Here is a 19,953-nt window from a genome sequence, read left to right as displayed (position 1 = left end):
TATGAGCGATCTTGATGAAATACGTCGTAAAAGAATGGCTGAGTTACAAGCTCAACAAGCTGCTGCACAAAATCAAATGCAACAACAAGCACAACAACAAGTACAACAGCAAGAAATGCAAAGACAAATGGAGGCTCAGAAAAAACAGATTTTATCTCAAATCTTAACTTCTGAAGCTCGTAATAGACTTGCTAACTTGAGATTAACCAAAGCACAATTAGTTGAACAAATTGAACTTCAATTAATTCAATCAGCTCAAGCTGGTAGTCTTAGAGGAAAGGTAACTGACGAGCAATTAAAAGTACTTCTCAGCCAAATAGCTGGTCAGAAAAGAGAAATCAAAATTACAAGGAAATAGTTATAGTATGAAAGCTTGTGTTTTATACAGTGGTGGAAAAGACAGCTCCTTAATGGGTGTTACTTTACATAGATTAGGATTTGATGTAGAGTTATGCACTGCAAACTTTGGAGTTTATGATTCTTATATTCCAGCAAGTCTTTCAGCAGAATCTCTTGGTTTTACACATAAAGTCTTAGATTTAGATTTTGAGATTTTAGATAAAACTTGTGATATGATTATGGAAGATGGATTTCCTAATGATGGAATCAAGTTTTTACATGAATCTGTAATCGAAGAGGTTGCAAATAGCTATGATGTAGTTGCAGATGGTACACGTAGGGATGACAGAACACCTAAACTTAATAAAAATCAAATTAGAAGTCTTGAAGATAGAAAAGATGTGCAATATATAAATTTAGATAGTTTTGGATTTAAAACTATTAAAACAATAACTTCTAATCTCTTTGAATTCTCTTATGAGAAAAGTAACAAGGATAACAGTTCTGATTATGAGGTTGAAATAAGGACTCTAATTGATGAAAAAGGTGGAAATTCATTGGATATATTCCCAGAGCATTATCAAACTCGCGTTATTGGATATAAAAAATGATTATTATTTACAGGTGAAAAAATGAGTAGAAATAAACCATTAGCTAAAAAATTAAGAATGGCAAAAGCAAATAAACAAAACAGAAGAATTCCAATTTGGGCTTATGCTAAAACTAATCGTAAACTTAGATACAGACCTAAACCTAGACATTGGAGAAGAAACAGCCTTAAATTATAAGGAGGATTTTTCATGGAAAGAGTATACACTATCCCACTTAGAAATGTTAAAAATGTTCAAAGGACTATCAGAGCTCCTAGAGCTATAAGAGAAGTAAGAAACTTCTTAACTAAACATATGAAAGCAGAAGAAGTAAAAATTGATGCATCTATCAATCATATGATTTGGGAAAGAGGTATTCAAAAAATACCTTCTAAAATCACTGTTAAAGCAGTAAAAGATGATGATGGTGTTGTAGAAGCTACTTTAGCAGAATAGATACATCCTTTTTACAAAGTCTAAGAGGTAATTACCATGTTAAAAAGAATAGATGTTGTAGGAAATCCTAATATTGGAGTATTTGTTTTATCAACTGACAATATAGCTATTGTCCCATATGGTCTTTTAGATGAAAAGGCGGACATTATTAAAGAAGCTTTAGAAGTTGACATAATAAAATCTTCAATAGCTGGTAGTAACCTTATTGGATCTTTGGCTGTAGCTAACTCTAAAGGTATTGTTGTTTCACAATATGCTTTAGATAAAGAAGTTGCACAATTTGAAGAACTTGGACTTAATGTTGCCAGATTACCTGGAAATTATACTGCTGTTGGAAACATTGTGGCAGCTAATGATAATGGGGCTATTGCAAGCCCATTCTTAACTGGTGAAGCTCTTGATGTGCTTGAAGAAACTTTAGATGTTGATGTTCAGTCTTCATCTATGGTTGGAAGCGACATTATCGGTTCTTTAATCACTGTAACAAATAAAGGATTTTTAATTGATAAAAGAGCTCCTGAAAGTGAAGTTGATTTCGCAACTGAAGTATTTGGTGTAGAAGGAGATGTAGGTACCGTTGGTAGGGGAATTTCACTAGTTGGTGCTTGCACTTTATCTAATTCTCATGGTGCTATTGTTGCTAAAGATAGTACTGGTCCTGAAATGGCTAGAGTTGAAGAAGCATTAGGCTTTTTAGATGATTATTAAACAAATAAACTCCTGAGGAATATTATGATAACTAAAATTTACAGAGTTAAAGGTACTTTTATAATGGGTGAAGAAGCTCATAAATTTGTAAAAGAATATAAAGCTACTTGTGAAGCTGATATTGAAGAAAAAATTTATGAACGTTTTGGAAGCAAACACGGTATTAACAGAAACCAAATCAATATTAAAGAAATTACCGAAATTGCTCCAGAAGATGTTGTTGACCCTATTTTAAAAGAAATTTTATAGATTAAATTGTAGGTGTTATTATGGAAGATCAGCAAAAATTAGAAGGATTAGTTAATGAAATTAATATGTATAAACAACAAGCTGAGTTAATCCAACAACAAATTGAATTAATTCAAGCTTCCATTGCTGAAGTTGATACATTGACCAACACATTAGATGAATTAAAAGGAAATGAGTCTATCGAAGCATTTGTACCTGTAGGTGCTGGTTCTTTCATTAAAGGGGATCTTAAAGACACTGATGAAATTATTATAAGTATTGGTGCTGGATACGCTATTAAAAAAGATGTTGAAGGTGCTAAAAAAATTATTGCTGGACAAAAAGAAGACCTTAAAGACAGTCTTGACAAAATGTTAGCTCAATTACAAAGAACAACTGATATGGTTGGCTCTTTATCTAATCAAGCTAATCAATTAGCTGCAGCTGCTAGAGGTCAAATGTCTGCAACTAATTTCCAATAAACTTATTTTAATTTCTTTTTTCTATTTTTTAATAGCTATTTTTTCTTATTTTTTTTGTATTTGATTTTTACATCTGTTTTTATGAATTTAAAAAAGTAGCAACTGATGTTTCAGATATATTTATTTTAAAAAAAGTTATTTTTGAAATAGCTATTGAGTTGTAGGTGAATTAGCTCACCTTTTATTTAAACTTCAATAGCTTGACCTTGTGTAAAGGTTAATAGTTCCTGTGTTTCAATTTCTTTGTTTTTATCATCACTTAATGTGATTTCTATTTTATCTACTTCTTCATCGAAGTATAAAGTGTAGGTATTTTCATCTACTTCTCCAACAAGGCTGTATGCTGTTGAATTAATTAATCTATCTCCTTTATATCCGTCAAATTTTAGGATATGCATTTTATTTTCATTGATATCGTCAACTTCAAGTCTTGCATCCACTTCCCATGCACCACGCTCTGGATTAGATGATTCTCCTGAGTAAACTATTTGACAGTTAATATGGTTTTCATAGATTAATTCTACAGATAATGCTACAACTCCAATGAAGATTATTACTATAACTGCGGCAATTATTTTTCCATCCATATGAATCAATTAAATTTTTGTTATTATTTAATTTAAAGTTTTTACTTTATTGTTAATTTCTTGTCTCTTTAGCTATTTTTTTAATAATTGTACCTATTAATTTTCATTTTTTATTCTCTTTTCTTATTAAATAGCTGTACAAACATTAGTTTAATTTTGTTCTTTTGGAACTTTTAAAGTGCTTTATTTTAAGTATAATGAATTATAATAATTAATAATGTTATTAATTTTTATAGGTTGGTTGAGACTTTGTTTGAATCATTGAAAAAAAAGTTTTCAAGAACTAGTGATAAATTAGAAGAAGAGCTTAAAGAAGAAGCTCAACAAGAAAACAATCTTGACCCTGATGAAAAACCTCAAAAGAAAAGGTCTTTTTTCTCTTTTGGGCGTAAAAAAGAAGAGCCTAAAGAAGAGGAAGCCACTGAGCAGTTAGCACTTGAAAGTGGTGAGGATAATTCAGGTGAAGAGGTTGAAGAATCATCATTATTATCTAAAGAAACTACTGATTCTGAAGAAATAACTAAAGATAAACCTGAAGAAGAGAAAAAATCATTCTTTTCCTTTGGTCGCAAGAAAAAAGAAGAGTCTCTTGAAGAAGAAGCAGATGATGAATCTGCTGAAGAAACTGAAGATGGCTCTGAAGAAGAAAGTGGGGATAAAAAATCCTTTTTCTCCTTTGGTCGTAAGAAAAGTGAGGATGATGAGGAATCCAGTGGAGGATTTTTCTCATTTATTCGTGAAAAGACTATTTCTGAAAAGCATGTAGAAGACACACTTTGGGAGCTTGAAATGGGGCTTCTTGAAGGTGATGTAGCTATGGAAGTAGCTAGTGAAGTTGTTGATTCTGTAAAGCAAAATCTTGTTGGTAAAAAGATTAAAAGAAGTAATGATATTACAGAGTACACTTTTAATGCACTAAGAGATGCAGTAGCTGAAATCATTGATATTCCAGGTAAAAACATGACTGAAATGATTGAAGAGAAGAAAGCTCAAGGAGAGCCTCTTGTTGTTATGTTTGTTGGAATTAATGGTACTGGAAAAACAACTACTATTGGTAAACTGGCTAATTACTATCTTAAAAAAGGTTACACTCCAGTAATAGCTGCTAGTGATACTTTTAGGGCAGGAGCTATTGAACAGGTTAACTATCATGCTGATAATGTAGGTGTTAAACTTATTAAACACCAAAAAGGTTCAGATCCTGCAGCTGTTGCATATGATGCTATTGAACATGCAAGAGCTCAAGGTAAAGAATTAGTATTAATTGATACTGCTGGAAGAATGCAAACTAATACTAATCTTATGGATGAAATGAAGAAAATTAAGAGAGTAGCTAATCCAGATTTAGTTATTTTTGTTGGAGATGCATTAACTGGTAATGATGCAACTGAACAGGCTGTTAAATTTAATGATGCCATTGATGTTGATGGTGTTATCTTAACTAAAGCTGATGCAGACAGTAAAGGAGGAGCATCTCTATCTATTGGTTATGTAATTAAAAAGCCAATTTTATTCCTTGGTATGGGTCAAGGATATGATGATATTATGGAGTATGATGCTCAATGGATGTTAAATCAGCTATTCTCAGAAGATGAAGAAGAAGTAAGTGAAAGTGAGTAATATGTCTAATGAAAGAGCCCAATGGGATGGTAATTTCGCATTTCTTATGGCTATGATTGGGTCTGCTGTTGGTTTAGGAAATATCTGGAGATTCCCTTATATCTTCTATACCAATGGTTCAGGTTCCTTTATGATTCCTTATATCATAGCTATTGTTGTGCTTGGATTATCATTTTTAATATTGGAGTATGCTTTAGGTTTTAAATATAAAACATCAATTTTAAATATTCTCAGAAAGGTGAAAGATAAGTTCCAGATTCTTGGTTGGCTTGTACTATGTATTATCTTTCTGATTTGTAGTTATTATGTATGTATTGTTGGTTGGGATTTAATCTACCTGGTGTTAAGTTTTGTTAAAGGTTGGGGTGCTGATCCAAATGCATTCTTCTCTAATTCTGTTTTACATGCATCTGACTTAACTTCAAGTATGTTGTCTGTTGTTCCGGTTGTTTTAGTGTCAACCTTTGTTGTATGGTTAACAACATGGTATATTTCCCACAGAGATCTTAACGATGGAGTATCTAAATTCAGTAAAATAGCTGTTCCATTACTTGGTATTCTAGATGTGGTTATTGTTGTATTTGCACTTACCTTGCCTGGTGCAGGTGTTGGTCTTACTCAGATGTTTTCACCATCATGGGATGCATTGCTTGATACTAATATCTGGTTAGCTGCATTTGGACAGGTAATGTTCTCATTATCTTTAGGTATGGCTATTGCAATGACTTATGCAAGTTACCTTCCTAAAAAAGCTAACTTAACTAAAAACATCGTTACTGTTATCTGTGCAAACTCTGGTTTCGAAGTATTTAATGCAGTTGGAATATTCTCCATTTTAGGTTTCATGGCAATGACAACTGCCCTTCCATTTAGTGAAGTTATTACAGATGGAACTGGTTTGGCATTTATTGCATTCCCTGAGGTCTTTAATTTGATGGGTGTTGGAGGAAATATTTTAGGTCCGATATTCTTCTTATGTATATTTATTGCAGGTTTAACTTCTATTATTGCACTGGTAGAGCCGATGAGTTCATCATTATCTGATAAATTTGGATTCTCAAGACAGAAATCAGTTACTATTGTGTGTGGTATTGGATTTTTAGTGTCTCTATTATTTACAAGTCAATATGGAAGTACAATCCTTACAATATTCGACGCATTCTTAAATAACTGTGCTTTAGTTGCATGTATTATTCTTGAATGTCTTGTATTCGGTTGGTTCTTTGATATGGATTCATTAAAAGAAATTGTAAACAGGAATACCTTATTTAAAGTAGGTAACTGGTGGAAATTGCTTATTAAGATAATACTTCCAATAATCTTGTTTATATTGTTAGTATCAGGTATTGTTTCAACTGTACTTACTGGAGATACAATTACTTTAATAGTTGAAGCTATCTTAGTTGTTGTTTTAATTGTTGCTCCATGCGTACTCTATTATTTAACTAAAGTCTTTGGAGTTGAAAGGAGACATGCAAATTAAAAAGCATATGGTTGTTTTAATTGCGATTTTAGTAATCCTTTTAGCTGTTGCTGTGGTGGCTACTGTACTGCAAGATGATAATGTCTCACAACCTAAAAATAACGCTTCAGTTGTAGTTACAGGGGATGTTATGTTTGCACGTAAAATGCCTGGTGTTCTAGGTGATGATCCTTTTAGGAACGTGGCAAATGTAACTTCCACTGCAGATGCACTTCTAATAAACTTTGAAAATGCAGCTACTAATTCAGGTAATGCTGTAAAAGGGGATGTTCCTTTAAAAACATCTCCTGATTATGTACACTATGCAAAGAACAATAATGTAACAGTTGCATCACTGGCCAACAATCATGCATTTGACTATGGTATTGATGGAATGCATGACACAATGCAGGCTTTAAAAGATAATGGAATAATACCAATTGGTGCAGGGGATAATGCTGATGCAGCTCACAGCCCTGTTAATCTGGATTTAAATGGACGTAAAGTTACAATCCTAAATTATATGGATTCAAATAACTTTGCAGAATACAGCAATGAGGTAATGCCTGTTGCAAATGATGCATCTGCAGGTTATTCTGCCTATGATTCAGCAGTTGCCGCTGAACAGGTAAAACAGGCAAAAGAAAATGGTTCTGATATGGTTATTGTTTACTTCCATTATGGAAATGAGTACTCAAGAAGTCCAAATGATGATCAGGTAGCTATGTCACATGAGGTAATTGATGCTGGTGCAGATGTTGTTCTAGGCTCACACCCTCATGTAACACAGGGAATTGAAGTTTATAATGGAAAACCAATCTTTTACAGTTTAGGTAACTTTATTTTTGACCAGTCAAATCCAGCTACTCACAGAGCATATTTTGTTGGAATAGATATGATAAATGATACTGGTGTGTGTACAGTTTATCCAGTGGATATTGTAAACTACATTCCGCAATTTATGTCTGCTGGGGATGGTAAAGGATTATTAGCGGAGTTAAATCCGCAATGTGAACAATTAAATGTCACTGATGAAGGAGTTGGAAAATTACAATTTAATTTAACTTATGGAGAAAGTAGTGGTTAGATGGCAAATCAAACATGGGACAGTTCCCTAGCATTTCTAATGGCAATGGTAGGGGCAGCAGTAGGACTTGGAAATATATGGAGATTCAGCTATGTTCTCTACTCAAATGGTGGAGGATCATTTTTCATTCCATATATTTGTGCAATTTTAATAATGGGTATTCCTTTTTTAATATTGGAGTATGGAGTTGGATTCAGTTTCAAGGATTCCTTTGCCAATATTCTAAAAAAGATTAACCCGAAATATGAGATTATAGGGTGGATTCTAGCGCTCTTTGTATTTATTGTCTGTTGTTATTATCTGGTAATTGTAGCATGGGATGTACTTTATCTGGTTGCAAGCCCAACACAGGCATGGGGTGTAGATCCTGAAGCATTCTTTGCAAGTTTTGTTGGTGGAACTTCTAATTTAGCTAATGCAGGTACAATCATTATTCCAACATTGATTTGTGTTGTAGCTGTATGGGTTATTTTATGGTTTATTTCACATAAACAGGTAGATAAAGGAATAGGAAAGGTTTCTAAGATTTTAATTCCAACATTATTTATTATAATGGCTGTAATTGTATTTTCAGCTCTTATGCTTCCTGGTCATGAGCTTGGAATTAATACTTTACTTACACCTAACTGGTGGGCACTTACTGATGTTAATATTTGGCTTGCTGCTTTTGCACAAATTATCTTCTCACTATCTATGGGTCAGGCAATTGCAACCACTTATTCAAGTTACTTAGATAAAAATGCAAAGTTGAACGATTATGTGTTAATTGTAGTTGTTTCAAATTCAGCATTTGAAGTCTTCACTGCATTTGGTGTATTCTCCATTTTAGGGTACATGTCTCTTTCATCAGGTGTTCCAATTGAAAGCCTTATTGCAGAAGGAACAAGTTTAGTATTTATTGTGTTCCCAACAATCTTCAACTCCATGGGAGTAATTGGAATGATTCTAGCACCATTGCTCTTCTTGGCAATTTTCTTTGCAGGAATCACATCAGCTATTGGATACTTTGAACCATTACTTGGATCACTTACAGACAAACTCGGAATTGGACGTAAAAAAACAGCTTCAATCCTTTCAGTTATTGGTCTTGCAATTTCCCTACTCTTTGTAACAGGAATTGGAAGCTATTTAGTAAGTCTGGTAGATGGATTTGTAAATGAGTTTGGAATCCTTATCTTAATTGCTGTTCAATGTATAATCTTTGCATGGATTTGGGGTATTGACCAACTTGTGGATATTGTTAATCAAAACTCCCGTGTTAAAGTTGGAACCAAATGGAAAATAGTTTTAAAATATATCTTACCAACAGCATTGATTATAATGTGGGCATGGGGATTAGTAGGACTCTTTGCTTCTGTAACAACCTTCGAGCTAATGGTATATGTTATTTTAGTTGTTGGAATATTCCTAGCAGCTGTTGGACTTACTAAGTATAAAGGGAAACCTCAAAACACTTCATAGAAAGTAATTTCGTTGTTTTTCAAATTACTTTCTTTTTTTTTAATAGAATTATTTATACTTCTATTATTAATTGATGTATTTTGATGATATTTATTTAAATCAGTTCTATTGCTTTTTTTCAATATATTTAAGTAGTGTTTAAATTAATATATGATCATATGATCATGTTTGGTGTGTTAGATTGAGTTTTAAAGATCTTGATTTGGAGTTACATTACGATTCTGAGAAGTACGATCTTATTGAAGAGTTTTATACTCCTGTTTTATCAGAAGCTGTGGAATATTATAGGGCTGTTGGATTTTTTAATTCAAAAAGTTTAAGTTTAGTTGCATCAGGATTAAAAAAATTTATTTTAAATAAAGGTAAGATGAAGCTTGTTTGTGGTGCAGATCTGTCTCCAGAAGATGTAAAATCTATTGTATTAGGATATGAATCTCCTGATGAAATATTAACAAATAACTTTTTTAAAGATCTTGATTCACTTGAAGATCATATTAAAAAAGATCATATTCAAGTTTTGGGATGGATGATTGCTAATAATCTGTTAGATATTAAAATTGCATTTAAATTGGATCACTTTGGCAACCTAAAATCAAGAGAGGATGGTATCTTACATTATAAGATAGGTATTCTAAAAGATTTTCAGAATAATTATATTTCTTTCAGTGGATCAAATAATGAAACTGCTGCGGCATGGTCAAAAAATATTGAAAGCTTTGATATTTTTAGAAGTTGGTATTCTGGTGAATCTGATCATTTATTAGAACATATTGATTTATTCAATAGGACATTTATGGGTAAAGATGAATTAATTAAAGTAATTGATGTTCCTAATGCAGTTAAAAATAAATTAATTGATATGTCTCCTGTTGAGTTTCATGATTTAAAATTCCATGATGTTAAATCAGAAAATAATATTAATATGGAAAATAAACCTGTATTATTTGAATATCAAGTTGAAGCAATTGATAATTGGTTTAATAATGGAAAAAAAGGAATATTTTCAATGGCTACTGGAACTGGAAAGACATTTACTGCATTAGGATGTTTAGATAAACTTCTTGATGAAGAAAATAAATTAGTGATTATAATTTCAGTTCCGTATCAACATTTAATTCAACAGTGGAAAAGAAGCATAGAACAATTTGGAATTTTAAGTAAAATAGATAAAATTTTAACTGTGGATGGCACTAATCCAAAGGGAAAAACTCAATTTAAAGAGTATCTTCTAAAAATTGATTTAGGATTTTTTAATAAAATGATTGTTTTAACAACACATGTTTCTTTAGCAAGTGATGAGTTTACCGATTCTATTAAAAATAAAAATATTCATTCTAATTTTTTATTAGTGGGTGATGAACTACATGGTTTAGGATCTCACACTCGTTTACAGGGTTTGTTGAATGAGTATGATTATAGGTTGGGGTTAAGTGCAACTCCTGAAAGAATGTATGATGATGTTGGAACTAATAGTCTGTTTAATTTTTTTGGGGATATTGTTTATTCTTTTGATTTAGAGAAAGCATTAACTGAAATAAACCCACTCACTAATCTAACTTATTTAACTCCTTATGAATATTATCCTTTTTTTGTTGAGTTAACATACGATGAATTATATGATTATGAAGAAATTACCTCAAAAATTGCTAAAGAATGTAATGATAAAGGAAATAAGAATATTAACTATAAAAAGGTTGAAGGATTGTTATTTAATAGGGCTAATATTCTAAAAAATGCTAAAGACAAATTTGATAAATTGCGTTTAATACTTAATGAACTTGAGGATAAAGATAACTTATTAATTTATTGTAGTGAGAAACAAATTGGTAAAGTGTTGGATATAGTTGGAAATGAATTTAATTTGTCTGTGAAGTCTTTTACTAATAATGATAATTCTAAGCCTCAAAAATCAAATAATTTTAAATCAGATAGGGACATTATTTTAGAAGATTTTAAAAATGGGTTTTATAGTTGTATTGTTTCTATGCATTGTTTGGATGAAGGAGTTGATGTTCCTTCAGCATCTAAAGCTATTTTAATGTGTAATAGTACTAATTCAAGGGAATTTATTCAACGTGTAGGTAGAGTTATTCGGAGGCATGAAAAAAAGACTTTTGCTCAAGTTTATGACATGATTATTAAACCTTCTAAATTTTCAGAATTTTCAGAAATTGAAAGAAAAATTTTTCTTAAAGAAAAGGAGAGAGCTGATAAAATAGGTAAGTTAGCACTAAATAAATCAAGTTATGTTAAAAAAATGTATGGTTGTTGATAGTATGGATGATATTGCTATTTTAAATCTTTTAGAAAAGAAGTCTAAGAATAAAAAGTTATTTGAATTTACAAAGGATATATTCTTTATTGAATATAAGTATGAAAGAGACTGGAAAAAGAAGTATGATAAAATCATTGATAAATATATTTAATGGAGGGTAATAATGCGTATTCAAGAAATATGTCTCCATAACTATAGAATTTATGGTGATTTAAAATTATTTTTACCAAAATCTGATAAAGATATTCAAATTATAGTGGGAAAAAATGGGGTTGGAAAAACTACCTTTTTAAATGCAATTAATTGGTGTTTATATGGTGATGAGCCTCATGCATATTCTGAAGAAACTGGTTTGCCTATTTTAAAATTAAATGCTTCAGATGATATTGTTAGTGTTAAACTAGTTGTAGGTACTAAAAATGGAACTATAACTTTTTCACGTGAAAAAATTGGTAACCGTGAATCTATTCTTCATGTTGAGAAAAAAATGAAAAATGGAGAATTAATAAAATTAACCAAACAAGATGAAGTTTATATGGAAGTTGATGGGTTTGTTCCTCAAATGATAAGAGAATTTTTCTTTTTTGATGGAGAGCAACTAGATAACTATTTTTTAAATTCAAGAACAAGGAATATTGAAGGACAAGTTTTTAAGTTGTCAAATATTGTTGTTTTGGAGGAAATGATAAACCATTTATCTAAAAAAGTTTCATCAATTAATAGATCAGCAGGATCTAAAAATAAAAATCTAGATAGTTTAAATGATAAAATTGCAATTAAAGAGGAATCATTGAATAAAGAAAAAGAAAGAAAAAAATCTTTAATTAAAGATATTGAAGATGCTAACAGTCAAATTGAATTTTTATCTAATATTTTAAGAGGTATTCCTGATATTGACAAATTGGAAGATAAAAAAAATAAGTTAAAAAAGGATATTGCTTCTGTTGAAGATAAATTGGACGATATTGAAAAAAAACGTGCTAGTTTATTAGTGTTTAATTCATCTAAAGTATTGTTGCATGATGCAATTTTTGAATTTTCAAAGTTTATTGATAATAAAATAGAAAATAATGAGTTACCAGAACGTGTTGATGAAGATGTTATCCATGAAAGTTTAGATAATAATAGGTGTGATGTTTGTGGTAGGGAATTGGATGATGAATCTATTGAATACCTTAAAAAATCATTAGCTAATTATAAATTGTCAAATGATTTATCTAAATTGTTATTGGATTATAATGGCGAATTAAAAGTGCATAAAAGGGATATTGATAGGTATAAAGTTCAATATGATAATTTAGTTGAAGACACAATCTTTTTTGAGAATAAACTGGATTCTTATAAAAAAGAACAACAAGAAGTTGATTCCCAATATATTGAACATGAAGGAATATCTAAAAGTTTCCATGAAAGAAAAGAACATGAAAATAACTTATCTAAGAACAATCAAGAATTGGGTGCTGTAAATAATAATATAAAATATTTAAAAGATGAAATTGCATCTTTAAAAAAAGAATTGGAAAAAGCAATGGATAAGCAAGCAAAGACAAAAATCTTGAATAAAAAGAAAAAATTATGTGAAGATGCACTTGAATTAGTTAAATCAACTAAACATGATGTAATGGATTATACTAGAAGACAAATTCAAGATTATACAAAAAATACATTTTTTAAGTTGTTGTGGAAAAAAGGCACTTATGTAGATGTGGTTATTCCAAAAAATTATATGTTGGAACTTATTCATTCTCAGACTAATGAGAATTCTTTAGGTTCTGCTAGTGCTGCTGAAAGAGAATTGTTAGCATTAGCTTTTACTTTAGGAATTCATTCAGTTTCTGGATTTAATTCACCTTTATTGATTGATACTCCATTAGCAAGAGTTTCTGATGAGCATAGGGTTAATTTTGCAAAGACATTACTTGAAATTAGTGAAGATAAACAAATAATTTTATTACTCACTCCTGCGGAGTATTCTGAGGATATAAAGGTACTATTTAATAATGAACATGTTAATGAGTATACAATTACTCTAAGTGGTGATGAAACTATATCTAATATTGGTGGTAATGATGGATAGGGTTTATGTTGATGATGAAACATTATTTTTTTATAATTCTTCTCGTTTAATTGGAGATAATGATTTTAATTTAAATGTAGGGCATAAAGAAAAATTTATATTGGCAATGGCATTTGGTTTTAAATTGGGGCATAGGACTCCTTTAAAAAAAGAAAAAGAATTAACTTTATTAAAATATTTTAATTCTAAAGATATGTCTTTACTTTATGCTGTTGCATATGCCAGTACTAAAGATGAGAATATTTTAAATAATGAGGATGAAATTATTAGAATCTGCCAAGAGTATGCGAATACGGGAATCCATTTTATTAATAATTTAGAAATGATGTCTTCATCTGAAAACTTTTTATTAGAGTTTGAAAAAGTAATTAATGATCAAATTAGATATATTAAACGTGATGATAATGAGTAATTTTAATGATTTATTAAAAGGAGTTAGAAAAGTCCTTTTAATAGATCCTGCTTTTCCATTATCTAGAAAAAGTCATAACCATGCAGATTTATTGCCAGTGGGTTTGTTAAAAATATCAAGTTACTTAAAATCTAGAGGTATTGAAACAAAATTAATAAGATTGAGAAATCAGTTATTGAAATCAGATCTTGATTTTGATCCTGATTTGATTTTAATAACTTCAGTTTTTACATATTGGGCAAATGAAGTTAAAAATGCTGTTGATTTTTCGAAACTTCATTTTCCTAAAGCTTTTACGGTTGTTGGTGGAGTTTTTGCTTCATTAATGCCAGAAAAATGTAAAGAGTTTACTGGTTGTGATTATGTTAATGAGGGTATTATTTTAGAAGCTGAAGATATTAAACCTGATTATTCATTATTGGGGGAAGATGAATCAAAGATTGATTATCAAATTGTTCATTCTTCTAGAGGTTGTGTGCGAAAATGTGGGTTTTGTGGTGTTTATAAAATAGAACCTACTTTCAAATGCAAGAAATCAATTCAAGAGGAAATAATTCGTAAAAAATTAATTTTTTATGATAATAATTTATTAGCTAATGAGTATATTGAAGAGTTACTTAAGGAATTAGTAGAATTAAAAAATTCAAAAGTTATATCTCGTTGTGAATCTCAAAGTGGATTTGATGGTAGGATTTTAAGACAAAATCCAAATCTAGCAACTTTATTAAAAGAGGCGGGATTTGTTAATCCTAAATTAGCATGGGATTATTCAGTAAAATCTCATAAAAAACGAAAAGAAGAAATTGATATTCTAGTTGAAGCAGGATTTAAACCTAAAGATATATCTATTTTTATGATTTATAATTATGATTTGGATTTTGTTGAACTTGAAGAAAAAAGAATTTATTGTTTTAAATGGGGTGTTCAGGTATCAGACTGTCGTTATAGGCCTTTAAACAGATTGGATGATAATTATAATCCTTATGCTAAAAAACCTCAATCTAATGAAGATTATCATATTAATCATAATTGGTCTGATGAAGAGGTTAGGCAGTTTAGAAGAAATGTTCGTCAACATAATATTTGTGTTCGTCATGAAATGGCATATTATTCTAATGCTGCAGAAAGAAAAAAAATACCTAAAGAAGATTCATTAAAATTCAGATCAATGAGTTTTGAGGAAGTGAAAAATTATTTGTCTGATGCATGGAATCCTCTGGAAATAAATTATCCAAAACATACTAAAACATCTTTAGATGATTTTTTAGTTAGTGGTGAAAAAAAATAGTATTTATTTGTTGTTAAGCTGAAAGATAAAAAAGATATATTTTTCCATTAGAAGATAATAGTTTAATTAGATGTGATAAAATGCTTGGTGAAGAAGAATTAATTAAATTATTCCCTGATTTTGCTGAATTGGTCCAACCTTCAGGTATAGACCTCCCTTTAGATAAAATTTACACTCAGGAAAGTGAAGGCTCTCTTATTGACAATGAAAAGAATCTTCCAGAAATTAAGGAAATGGAAGGTCCTGTATACACTTTAAAACCTCATACTGCTTATCTAGCTAGTATTGACAGGAAAATCAAAATACCTAAAGGTTATTCTATGCTTTATTTACCTAGATCCACTCTTTTAAGGTCTTTTGTTTCAGTCCAGACTGCTGTTGGTGATCCTGGCTTTTACGGAACCTTGATGTTCATGATTTACAACCATGGTGACTATGAATATAAAATCAAGCAGGGTGACAGAATAGCTCAAGGGGTTGTCTTTAAAGTTGAAGGCTCTGGAGAGTACAATGGTTCTTATCAGGAAGAGGAAAAATGAATCTTGCAGATAGATTAGTTGAGCTTCTAGAGGAGTTTCAACTAAATACTATTTTTGGAATTCCTGGTGAGCAGATTCTTCCTTTCTACAAGGCACTAGCTAATTCTAACCTTAATCATATTCTTGTTCGCCATGAACAGGCTGCAGCTCATGCCTGTGATGGTTATTTCAAGTCCTCAGGAAAACCTGCAGTTTGTGTTGCAACTGCTGGTCCCGGTGCTCTTAATCTTGTCATGGCTGTTTCTACAGCATTTAAAGACAACATTCCAATGCTTATTTTAACTGGGGACAATCCAATAGCTAGCAAAAAAACAGATGAATTCCAGTCTTTTCCTTTAAAAAAGATTTTCAAGACATGCACAGTAAAGTCCTTCAATCCTCATACTGCTGAAGAAGCTGTTGATAATTTTGCAAGGGCAATGCATTTAATTAATCGGGGACCTGTTCATATTAATCTCTCAAAGGATATTTTACTTAATGAGATTAATAAAAAACCTTTAAAAAATTATGATAATCATTTCTTTTACAATTACAACAAGATTCAGAAATTCATTAACAAATCAGAAAGGCCTTTAATCATTTTAGGTTCAGGGGCTCTTGAATCTAAAGAGGAGATAAGAGAAATAACTGAAAAGTATCAAATACCTGTTGCTACAACTTATCCTGCCAAGGGGTTAGTGGATGAAAATGAAAAGCATTCTTTGGGCCTTATTGGAAACAGGGGTCTTGAAAGGTCAAAATATGCCTTTGAAAACTGTGACTGCATAATAGCTTTAGGTACGCGACTCTCTGAAAGGACTATTAAAAACACTGATGAAGTTAAAGACAAATTAATCCATGTAAACATTGACAATAACTGCTTAAAAGGTAAATTCAGGGTTCATGGACCTGTTAAGGAATTTATCAATCATATTAACTTTAATAATTCTTCTAATTGGCTTTCAGATATCCTAAAAATAAAGGATTCAAAATACACTGATGGGATAGATGATGAATCAGAACCTTTAAGGCCACAGTCAGCTATTAACACAATCTATGAGGTATTTGGAAATAACAGAATAGTAAATGATGCAGGAAGTCATACTACCTGGGCAACTATTCTTAAAAAGTCAGATGATTTTGGAAAACTTCTCTTTTCAGGAGGGTTTGCACCAATGGGCTATGGTCTTCCAGCTGCAGTGGGCTCTGCAATAGCTAAGCCTCAGGAAAAAATCATCCTCATTAATGGTGATGGTGATTTTCAGATGAATATGCAGGAATTAGCTACAGTGGCTGAAAACAACCTTAATATATTAATGGTAATCCTTAACAATTCTCAGTATGGGGTTATAAAACAGACTCAGAGGAATGTTTACAATATGGATCCCTTTGAAGTGGATTTAACCAATCCTGATTTTATTAAAATAGCTAGTGCATATGGCATTGATTCAGCAAGGGTAACTTCTAAAGATGAACTTAAAGGTGTTTTAGCTTGTGTTAAAGAGTCAAGCAAGCCTTTCCTTTTAGAGGTTGTTGTAAGGCAGGAGGACATTCCACTTCCTAAATAATCAATTATTTTTTTAAACAATATTTTAGACACATTTTATAAACATTTAATAAGTAGCAGTGTTATAGTTTACTTTAAGTAGGTGAATGAAATGATGATTAGTCCAAAGGGGTACATTGAAACTGTAAAGGATTTATCCTATGAAGAGCTTTTAAAGGAAAGGGGCAGTTTATTGCGAAGAATAAGGAAATTTGAAAGAGATTACAGGAAAAATTCAGATGACCTGCTTCTTGTGGCGAGATGTCCTTCACCAGATGTTGAATATTTATGCAATCTGATGTATCTTGCGGAATTATGTAATTTGATTTCAGATAAGTTTATTGAAAAAAGAGATGGGGAAATTCCATATTGAAATGGCTTTGTAATGTTTATTTTAATTCTTCCAAAAAATTAATAATAATTTATCGATAATTAGTAATACATGGATATGGAATATATTAAAAATAATTACCGTTTTGAGTTGCTTACATCTGAACATGATTTGTCTTCTTTTCACTGTGATTCCGATGATCTCAATGAATTTTTAAAAGAAGATGCATTAATTCAACAAAATTATAAATTTAACATGACTAAATTAATTTGTTGTGATGGTGAGATTATTGGTTATTTTTCTCTTTTAACAGATAAAATTAGAATATCAAAACTTTCAGAAGATGAGTGTAATAAGATAAAATTAAAAACAAGATTCAAAGAGTTACCAGCTATAAAAATTGGTAGATTAGCACTTGATAAAAAATATACTAATCAGGGATTGGGCACAATTATTCTTGAAAGTATTATGAATATTATCTACAATTTGTCAATAAATGATGTTGGTGTTAGGTATATTACTGTTGATGGTTATGTGAAAGCATATCATTTTTATGAGAATAATGGATTCTCTGTACTTAAAAAGGATAAAAACTTAATTAAAAGCTTAAATAAAATAAAAAAATTAAACCCTGAAAGGACAATTGCATTATATTTTGATATTTATAGAGCTTCAAAGGGATAAATAAAGTTAAATCATAGGTCTTCTTGGATTTTTCATTCTATTGAACATATCTTTTTCTTTTTTAGATGGTTTTTTATCCATATCTTTAATAAATTCTTTTGCATATTCTCCTTTTAAGACGGGGGTGGGATTAATAAGTTTTGCCATTTATATCACTTCATATGTTGTTTTAAGGTTATATTATTGCTTATCTTATTATTTATTTAGTTTTAACTGTTATTTAACATCATTAAAGTTGAATTAAGTATATTTTGATGATTTATGTCAATTTTTAGCTGAATTAAATTCAAAAAGAAGAATATTCAAGAAAATCTAAGTTATAAACATCTTTTAACAAATTCACGAACAATTCTCTCTTCATTGTTAAAAGACTCATCAAAGGGTACAAAAATCCACTCCTCTTTTTCAAAGATAAATCCTAGGGGTTTAACTTCAAAGGAACTTACATTCTTGTAGATTATGGTGGTAATCTCCTCGAAGGTAAAATAGAGCTTTAAGTCAAGAACTTCAACTTCCTTAAAGAGGATTCTTGATTTGCGGCTTATGGTATTATTCACTAGGTTCTTGATTTTCTCCATTATCTTTACCTTCCCTTGGATTTCTTACCAGTTTTATAAAATCTCTCACTTCTTTCTGCCTTAATAATTGGATTGTTGGAATAACAATCTTCAGGAGATTTACCTTGATATCAACACACCCTTTAAAATCAAATGTTGGTTCTTTAAATGTAGGTTCAACAGTTAACTTTACATTTTTATGAGAGCTATTTGGAACTACAAACAATGACCACATATATCCAGTATATTTTGCAGTGCTGACATAGCTAGACATACCAAAATCTAAATGATTTTCCAATTTTTTAATTTCAAGAGAGTGGAGAATCTCAGTTAAGTACTCAATTAGACTATCTAAAACATCAAGCAGTGGTTTTACAATCTCTTTAAATGGATAACCTTCGCCATCCCTATCAGATTCTTTTTCATCATCACTTTCACCTTCTTTTGGTGAAGGATAATCCTTTCTAAAAATAGAATAGCTATTTAGCAAGGTTATGTTTAAATGATATTCAAAATCAGAATTAAGTTTATTATAGGTTAAATTGATTCTAACTCCAAGATAAAGGAATACAATTATTAAAATTAGTATAACTGCAATTATTATTCCTATAACTTCAGGGATGCTCAATTTAACCACTTAATTAAGGAGTGTTTAGTCAGTTACTTTAGGAGTGTTTGGTTCAATGTATTCTCCTTCATCGTAGTCGTCATCTTCCTCTTTTTTAATGTACTCTTTTACTAAGTCACTGATAACTAAACCAAGATCACTTAAAGCCTTGTTGACTTCATTTCCTTTGGTTAAGTTAAGAACTCTCATTCCTTCAGTAGTGTCTCTAGATTTAGGTATGATGACCATGGATGTTGGTTCCACTCCAGCTCCAGCTCCAACTATATCACTGTCTTCACTTCTAATCATGTTTTTTCCAACAGCAAATCCCACTCCCATTCTCATTACTGGAATAAGGATTTTATCATCGGTTTCAATAGGTTCACCAATATAATTGTTAACATTTGTTAATTTGCGCAATTCTTCAACAGTTGCTCTAATGTTTGATTCAACCATATTTTTAACTCCTTTAAATTAATTATACTTATTGCATTTATTTAATATAAAGTTAGTTTTTTTTTAATAAAAAGTGAATAAGATTTAGCTATTTTTATCTATAATTGAAAAAGAAAGTGTTAAAAAGTAGATTTAAATAAAAAAAGCTCTAAGAATCGGATTAGGGAGTGACTCTTAGAGCT

Annotated in this window: 25 protein-coding genes; 20 read left to right on the top strand and 5 right to left on the bottom strand. The window is 30.6% G+C overall.

Annotated elements, in window-relative coordinates:
- The first annotated feature begins 1 nt into the window (after position 1).
- The 7 genes from MBBWO_RS06990 to pfdA are packed head-to-tail and all read left to right on the top strand — an operon-like array spanning position 2 to position 2,803.
- The gene (locus MBBWO_RS06990) at positions 2-358 is read left to right on the top strand and encodes a DNA-binding protein (protein WP_116670178.1); all 357 of its coding nucleotides are present in this window, start codon (positions 2-4) and stop codon (positions 356-358) included.
- Between the two features lie 7 nt (positions 359-365).
- Positions 366-950 (top strand): DUF7411 family protein, encoded by a 585-nt coding sequence (locus tag MBBWO_RS06985; protein ID WP_116670177.1) that lies wholly within the window; start codon positions 366-368, stop codon positions 948-950.
- 21 nt (positions 951-971) lie between these two features.
- Positions 972-1,127 carry a 50S ribosomal protein L39e gene (locus MBBWO_RS06980; protein ID WP_004032463.1) on the top strand — a complete coding sequence of 52 codons (156 nt, stop codon included), beginning with the start codon at positions 972-974 and terminating at the stop codon, positions 1,125-1,127.
- A gap of 12 nt (positions 1,128-1,139) precedes the next feature.
- Positions 1,140-1,385: a 50S ribosomal protein L31e gene (locus MBBWO_RS06975; RefSeq protein ID WP_116670176.1), complete on the top strand. Its 246-nt coding sequence runs from the start codon at positions 1,140-1,142 to the stop codon at positions 1,383-1,385.
- 36 nt (positions 1,386-1,421) lie between these two features.
- Positions 1,422-2,093 carry a translation initiation factor IF-6 gene (locus tag MBBWO_RS06970; protein WP_116670175.1) on the top strand — a complete coding sequence of 224 codons (672 nt, stop codon included), beginning with the start codon at positions 1,422-1,424 and terminating at the stop codon, positions 2,091-2,093.
- 24 nt (positions 2,094-2,117) lie between these two features.
- Positions 2,118-2,342, top strand: a complete 225-nt coding sequence (rpl18a, locus tag MBBWO_RS06965) for a 50S ribosomal protein L18Ae (RefSeq protein WP_116670174.1) — start codon at positions 2,118-2,120, stop codon at positions 2,340-2,342.
- A gap of 20 nt (positions 2,343-2,362) precedes the next feature.
- Positions 2,363-2,803, top strand: coding sequence for a prefoldin subunit alpha (gene pfdA, locus MBBWO_RS06960; RefSeq protein WP_116670173.1), 441 nt, complete (start codon positions 2,363-2,365; stop codon positions 2,801-2,803).
- Positions 2,804-2,988: 185 nt separating this feature from the next.
- Here pfdA and MBBWO_RS06955 read toward each other — a convergent pair whose 3' ends face one another.
- Positions 2,989-3,390, bottom strand: a complete 402-nt coding sequence (locus MBBWO_RS06955; protein WP_116670172.1) for a hypothetical protein — start codon at positions 3,388-3,390, stop codon at positions 2,989-2,991.
- Between the two features lie 249 nt (positions 3,391-3,639).
- On the opposite strand from MBBWO_RS06955, the gene ftsY reads away from it, so the two are divergent.
- The 13 genes from ftsY to MBBWO_RS06890 all read left to right on the top strand — a co-directional run bounded on the left by ftsY (position 3,640) and on the right by MBBWO_RS06890 (position 18,151).
- A complete protein-coding gene (ftsY, locus tag MBBWO_RS06950) occupies positions 3,640-5,010 on the top strand; it encodes a signal recognition particle-docking protein FtsY (protein WP_116670171.1) in 1,371 nt (456 codons plus the stop codon).
- 1 nt (position 5,011) lies between these two features.
- Positions 5,012-6,493, top strand: coding sequence for a sodium-dependent transporter (locus MBBWO_RS06945; protein ID WP_116670170.1), 1,482 nt, complete (start codon positions 5,012-5,014; stop codon positions 6,491-6,493).
- The gene (locus MBBWO_RS06940) at positions 6,483-7,559 is read left to right on the top strand and encodes a CapA family protein (protein ID WP_116670169.1); all 1,077 of its coding nucleotides are present in this window, start codon (positions 6,483-6,485) and stop codon (positions 7,557-7,559) included. The genes MBBWO_RS06945 and MBBWO_RS06940 overlap by 11 nt, the downstream gene beginning before the upstream one ends.
- Entirely contained in the window at positions 7,560-9,020 is a 1,461-nt protein-coding gene (locus MBBWO_RS06935) for a sodium-dependent transporter (RefSeq protein WP_116670168.1), read from the top strand.
- A gap of 181 nt (positions 9,021-9,201) precedes the next feature.
- Positions 9,202-11,292, top strand: a complete 2,091-nt coding sequence (locus MBBWO_RS06930; RefSeq protein ID WP_116670167.1) for a DEAD/DEAH box helicase family protein — start codon at positions 9,202-9,204, stop codon at positions 11,290-11,292.
- Positions 11,293-11,296: 4 nt separating this feature from the next.
- Positions 11,297-11,446: a hypothetical protein gene (locus MBBWO_RS08145; protein ID WP_165807941.1), complete on the top strand. Its 150-nt coding sequence runs from the start codon at positions 11,297-11,299 to the stop codon at positions 11,444-11,446.
- 12 nt (positions 11,447-11,458) lie between these two features.
- Positions 11,459-13,372: an AAA family ATPase gene (locus MBBWO_RS06920; RefSeq protein ID WP_116670165.1), complete on the top strand. Its 1,914-nt coding sequence runs from the start codon at positions 11,459-11,461 to the stop codon at positions 13,370-13,372.
- A complete protein-coding gene (locus MBBWO_RS06915; RefSeq protein WP_116670164.1) occupies positions 13,365-13,784 on the top strand; it encodes a hypothetical protein in 420 nt (139 codons plus the stop codon). Before MBBWO_RS06920 ends, MBBWO_RS06915 begins: the two co-directional genes overlap by 8 nt.
- Positions 13,777-15,072, top strand: coding sequence for a cobalamin-dependent protein (locus MBBWO_RS06910; protein WP_165807940.1), 1,296 nt, complete (start codon positions 13,777-13,779; stop codon positions 15,070-15,072). Before MBBWO_RS06915 ends, MBBWO_RS06910 begins: the two co-directional genes overlap by 8 nt.
- 80 nt (positions 15,073-15,152) lie before the next feature.
- Positions 15,153-15,611 carry a dCTP deaminase gene (locus tag MBBWO_RS06905; RefSeq protein WP_116670162.1) on the top strand — a complete coding sequence of 153 codons (459 nt, stop codon included), beginning with the start codon at positions 15,153-15,155 and terminating at the stop codon, positions 15,609-15,611.
- Positions 15,608-17,158: a thiamine pyrophosphate-binding protein gene (locus tag MBBWO_RS06900; protein WP_116670161.1), complete on the top strand. Its 1,551-nt coding sequence runs from the start codon at positions 15,608-15,610 to the stop codon at positions 17,156-17,158. Before MBBWO_RS06905 ends, MBBWO_RS06900 begins: the two co-directional genes overlap by 4 nt.
- A 90-nt stretch (positions 17,159-17,248) precedes the next feature.
- A complete protein-coding gene (locus MBBWO_RS06895; protein ID WP_116670160.1) occupies positions 17,249-17,509 on the top strand; it encodes a hypothetical protein in 261 nt (86 codons plus the stop codon).
- A 69-nt stretch (positions 17,510-17,578) separates the two neighbouring features.
- Positions 17,579-18,151 carry a GNAT family N-acetyltransferase gene (locus tag MBBWO_RS06890; protein WP_116670159.1) on the top strand — a complete coding sequence of 191 codons (573 nt, stop codon included), beginning with the start codon at positions 17,579-17,581 and terminating at the stop codon, positions 18,149-18,151.
- 6 nt (positions 18,152-18,157) lie between these two features.
- Here the strand turns inward: MBBWO_RS06890 and MBBWO_RS08140 are convergent, their stop codons facing one another.
- The 4 genes from MBBWO_RS08140 to MBBWO_RS06875 all read right to left on the bottom strand — a co-directional run bounded on the left by MBBWO_RS08140 (position 18,158) and on the right by MBBWO_RS06875 (position 19,771).
- Positions 18,158-18,298, bottom strand: a complete 141-nt coding sequence (locus tag MBBWO_RS08140; RefSeq protein ID WP_165807939.1) for a hypothetical protein — start codon at positions 18,296-18,298, stop codon at positions 18,158-18,160.
- A gap of 170 nt (positions 18,299-18,468) precedes the next feature.
- Entirely contained in the window at positions 18,469-18,708 is a 240-nt protein-coding gene (locus MBBWO_RS06885; protein WP_133241510.1) for a hypothetical protein, read from the bottom strand.
- A complete protein-coding gene (locus MBBWO_RS06880; protein ID WP_116670157.1) occupies positions 18,701-19,336 on the bottom strand; it encodes a DUF2953 domain-containing protein in 636 nt (211 codons plus the stop codon). Before MBBWO_RS06880 ends, MBBWO_RS06885 begins: the two co-directional genes overlap by 8 nt.
- 24 nt (positions 19,337-19,360) lie before the next feature.
- Complete coding sequence (locus tag MBBWO_RS06875; protein WP_116670156.1) at positions 19,361-19,771, bottom strand: GerW family sporulation protein; 411 nt, start codon at positions 19,769-19,771, stop codon at positions 19,361-19,363.
- Between the last annotated feature and the right edge of the window lie 182 nt (positions 19,772-19,953).

Source organism: Methanobrevibacter woesei (assembly GCF_003111605.1).
In the GTDB taxonomy this organism is placed as follows: domain Archaea; phylum Methanobacteriota; class Methanobacteria; order Methanobacteriales; family Methanobacteriaceae; genus Methanocatella; species Methanocatella woesei.
This window is presented reverse-complemented; position numbering and strand designations above follow the sequence as displayed.

What these genes read in the sequence shown, in the direction of transcription:
- MBBWO_RS06955 (WP_116670172.1), bottom strand. Translation starts at nt 3,390, where the DNA reads ATGGATGGAAAAATAATTGCCGCAGTTATAGTAATAATCTTCATTGGA.
- MBBWO_RS06945 (WP_116670170.1), top strand. Translation starts at nt 5,012, where the DNA reads ATGTCTAATGAAAGAGCCCAATGGGATGGTAATTTCGCATTTCTTATG.
- pfdA (WP_116670173.1), top strand. Translation starts at nt 2,363, where the DNA reads ATGGAAGATCAGCAAAAATTAGAAGGATTAGTTAATGAAATTAATATG.
- MBBWO_RS06935 (WP_116670168.1), top strand. Translation starts at nt 7,560, where the DNA reads ATGGCAAATCAAACATGGGACAGTTCCCTAGCATTTCTAATGGCAATG.
- MBBWO_RS06940 (WP_116670169.1), top strand. Translation starts at nt 6,483, where the DNA reads ATGCAAATTAAAAAGCATATGGTTGTTTTAATTGCGATTTTAGTAATC.
- MBBWO_RS06920 (WP_116670165.1), top strand. Translation starts at nt 11,459, where the DNA reads ATGCGTATTCAAGAAATATGTCTCCATAACTATAGAATTTATGGTGAT.
- MBBWO_RS08140 (WP_165807939.1), bottom strand. Translation starts at nt 18,298, where the DNA reads ATGGCAAAACTTATTAATCCCACCCCCGTCTTAAAAGGAGAATATGCA.
- MBBWO_RS06900 (WP_116670161.1), top strand. Translation starts at nt 15,608, where the DNA reads ATGAATCTTGCAGATAGATTAGTTGAGCTTCTAGAGGAGTTTCAACTA.
- MBBWO_RS06915 (WP_116670164.1), top strand. Translation starts at nt 13,365, where the DNA reads ATGGATAGGGTTTATGTTGATGATGAAACATTATTTTTTTATAATTCT.
- MBBWO_RS06980 (WP_004032463.1), top strand. Translation starts at nt 972, where the DNA reads ATGAGTAGAAATAAACCATTAGCTAAAAAATTAAGAATGGCAAAAGCA.
- MBBWO_RS06890 (WP_116670159.1), top strand. Translation starts at nt 17,579, where the DNA reads ATGGATATGGAATATATTAAAAATAATTACCGTTTTGAGTTGCTTACA.
- MBBWO_RS08145 (WP_165807941.1), top strand. Translation starts at nt 11,297, where the DNA reads ATGGATGATATTGCTATTTTAAATCTTTTAGAAAAGAAGTCTAAGAAT.
- MBBWO_RS06985 (WP_116670177.1), top strand. Translation starts at nt 366, where the DNA reads ATGAAAGCTTGTGTTTTATACAGTGGTGGAAAAGACAGCTCCTTAATG.
- MBBWO_RS06905 (WP_116670162.1), top strand. Translation starts at nt 15,153, where the DNA reads ATGCTTGGTGAAGAAGAATTAATTAAATTATTCCCTGATTTTGCTGAA.
- MBBWO_RS06975 (WP_116670176.1), top strand. Translation starts at nt 1,140, where the DNA reads ATGGAAAGAGTATACACTATCCCACTTAGAAATGTTAAAAATGTTCAA.
- MBBWO_RS06875 (WP_116670156.1), bottom strand. Translation starts at nt 19,771, where the DNA reads ATGGTTGAATCAAACATTAGAGCAACTGTTGAAGAATTGCGCAAATTA.
- MBBWO_RS06970 (WP_116670175.1), top strand. Translation starts at nt 1,422, where the DNA reads ATGTTAAAAAGAATAGATGTTGTAGGAAATCCTAATATTGGAGTATTT.
- rpl18a (WP_116670174.1), top strand. Translation starts at nt 2,118, where the DNA reads ATGATAACTAAAATTTACAGAGTTAAAGGTACTTTTATAATGGGTGAA.
- MBBWO_RS06895 (WP_116670160.1), top strand. Translation starts at nt 17,249, where the DNA reads ATGATGATTAGTCCAAAGGGGTACATTGAAACTGTAAAGGATTTATCC.
- MBBWO_RS06910 (WP_165807940.1), top strand. Translation starts at nt 13,777, where the DNA reads ATGAGTAATTTTAATGATTTATTAAAAGGAGTTAGAAAAGTCCTTTTA.
- MBBWO_RS06990 (WP_116670178.1), top strand. Translation starts at nt 2, where the DNA reads ATGAGCGATCTTGATGAAATACGTCGTAAAAGAATGGCTGAGTTACAA.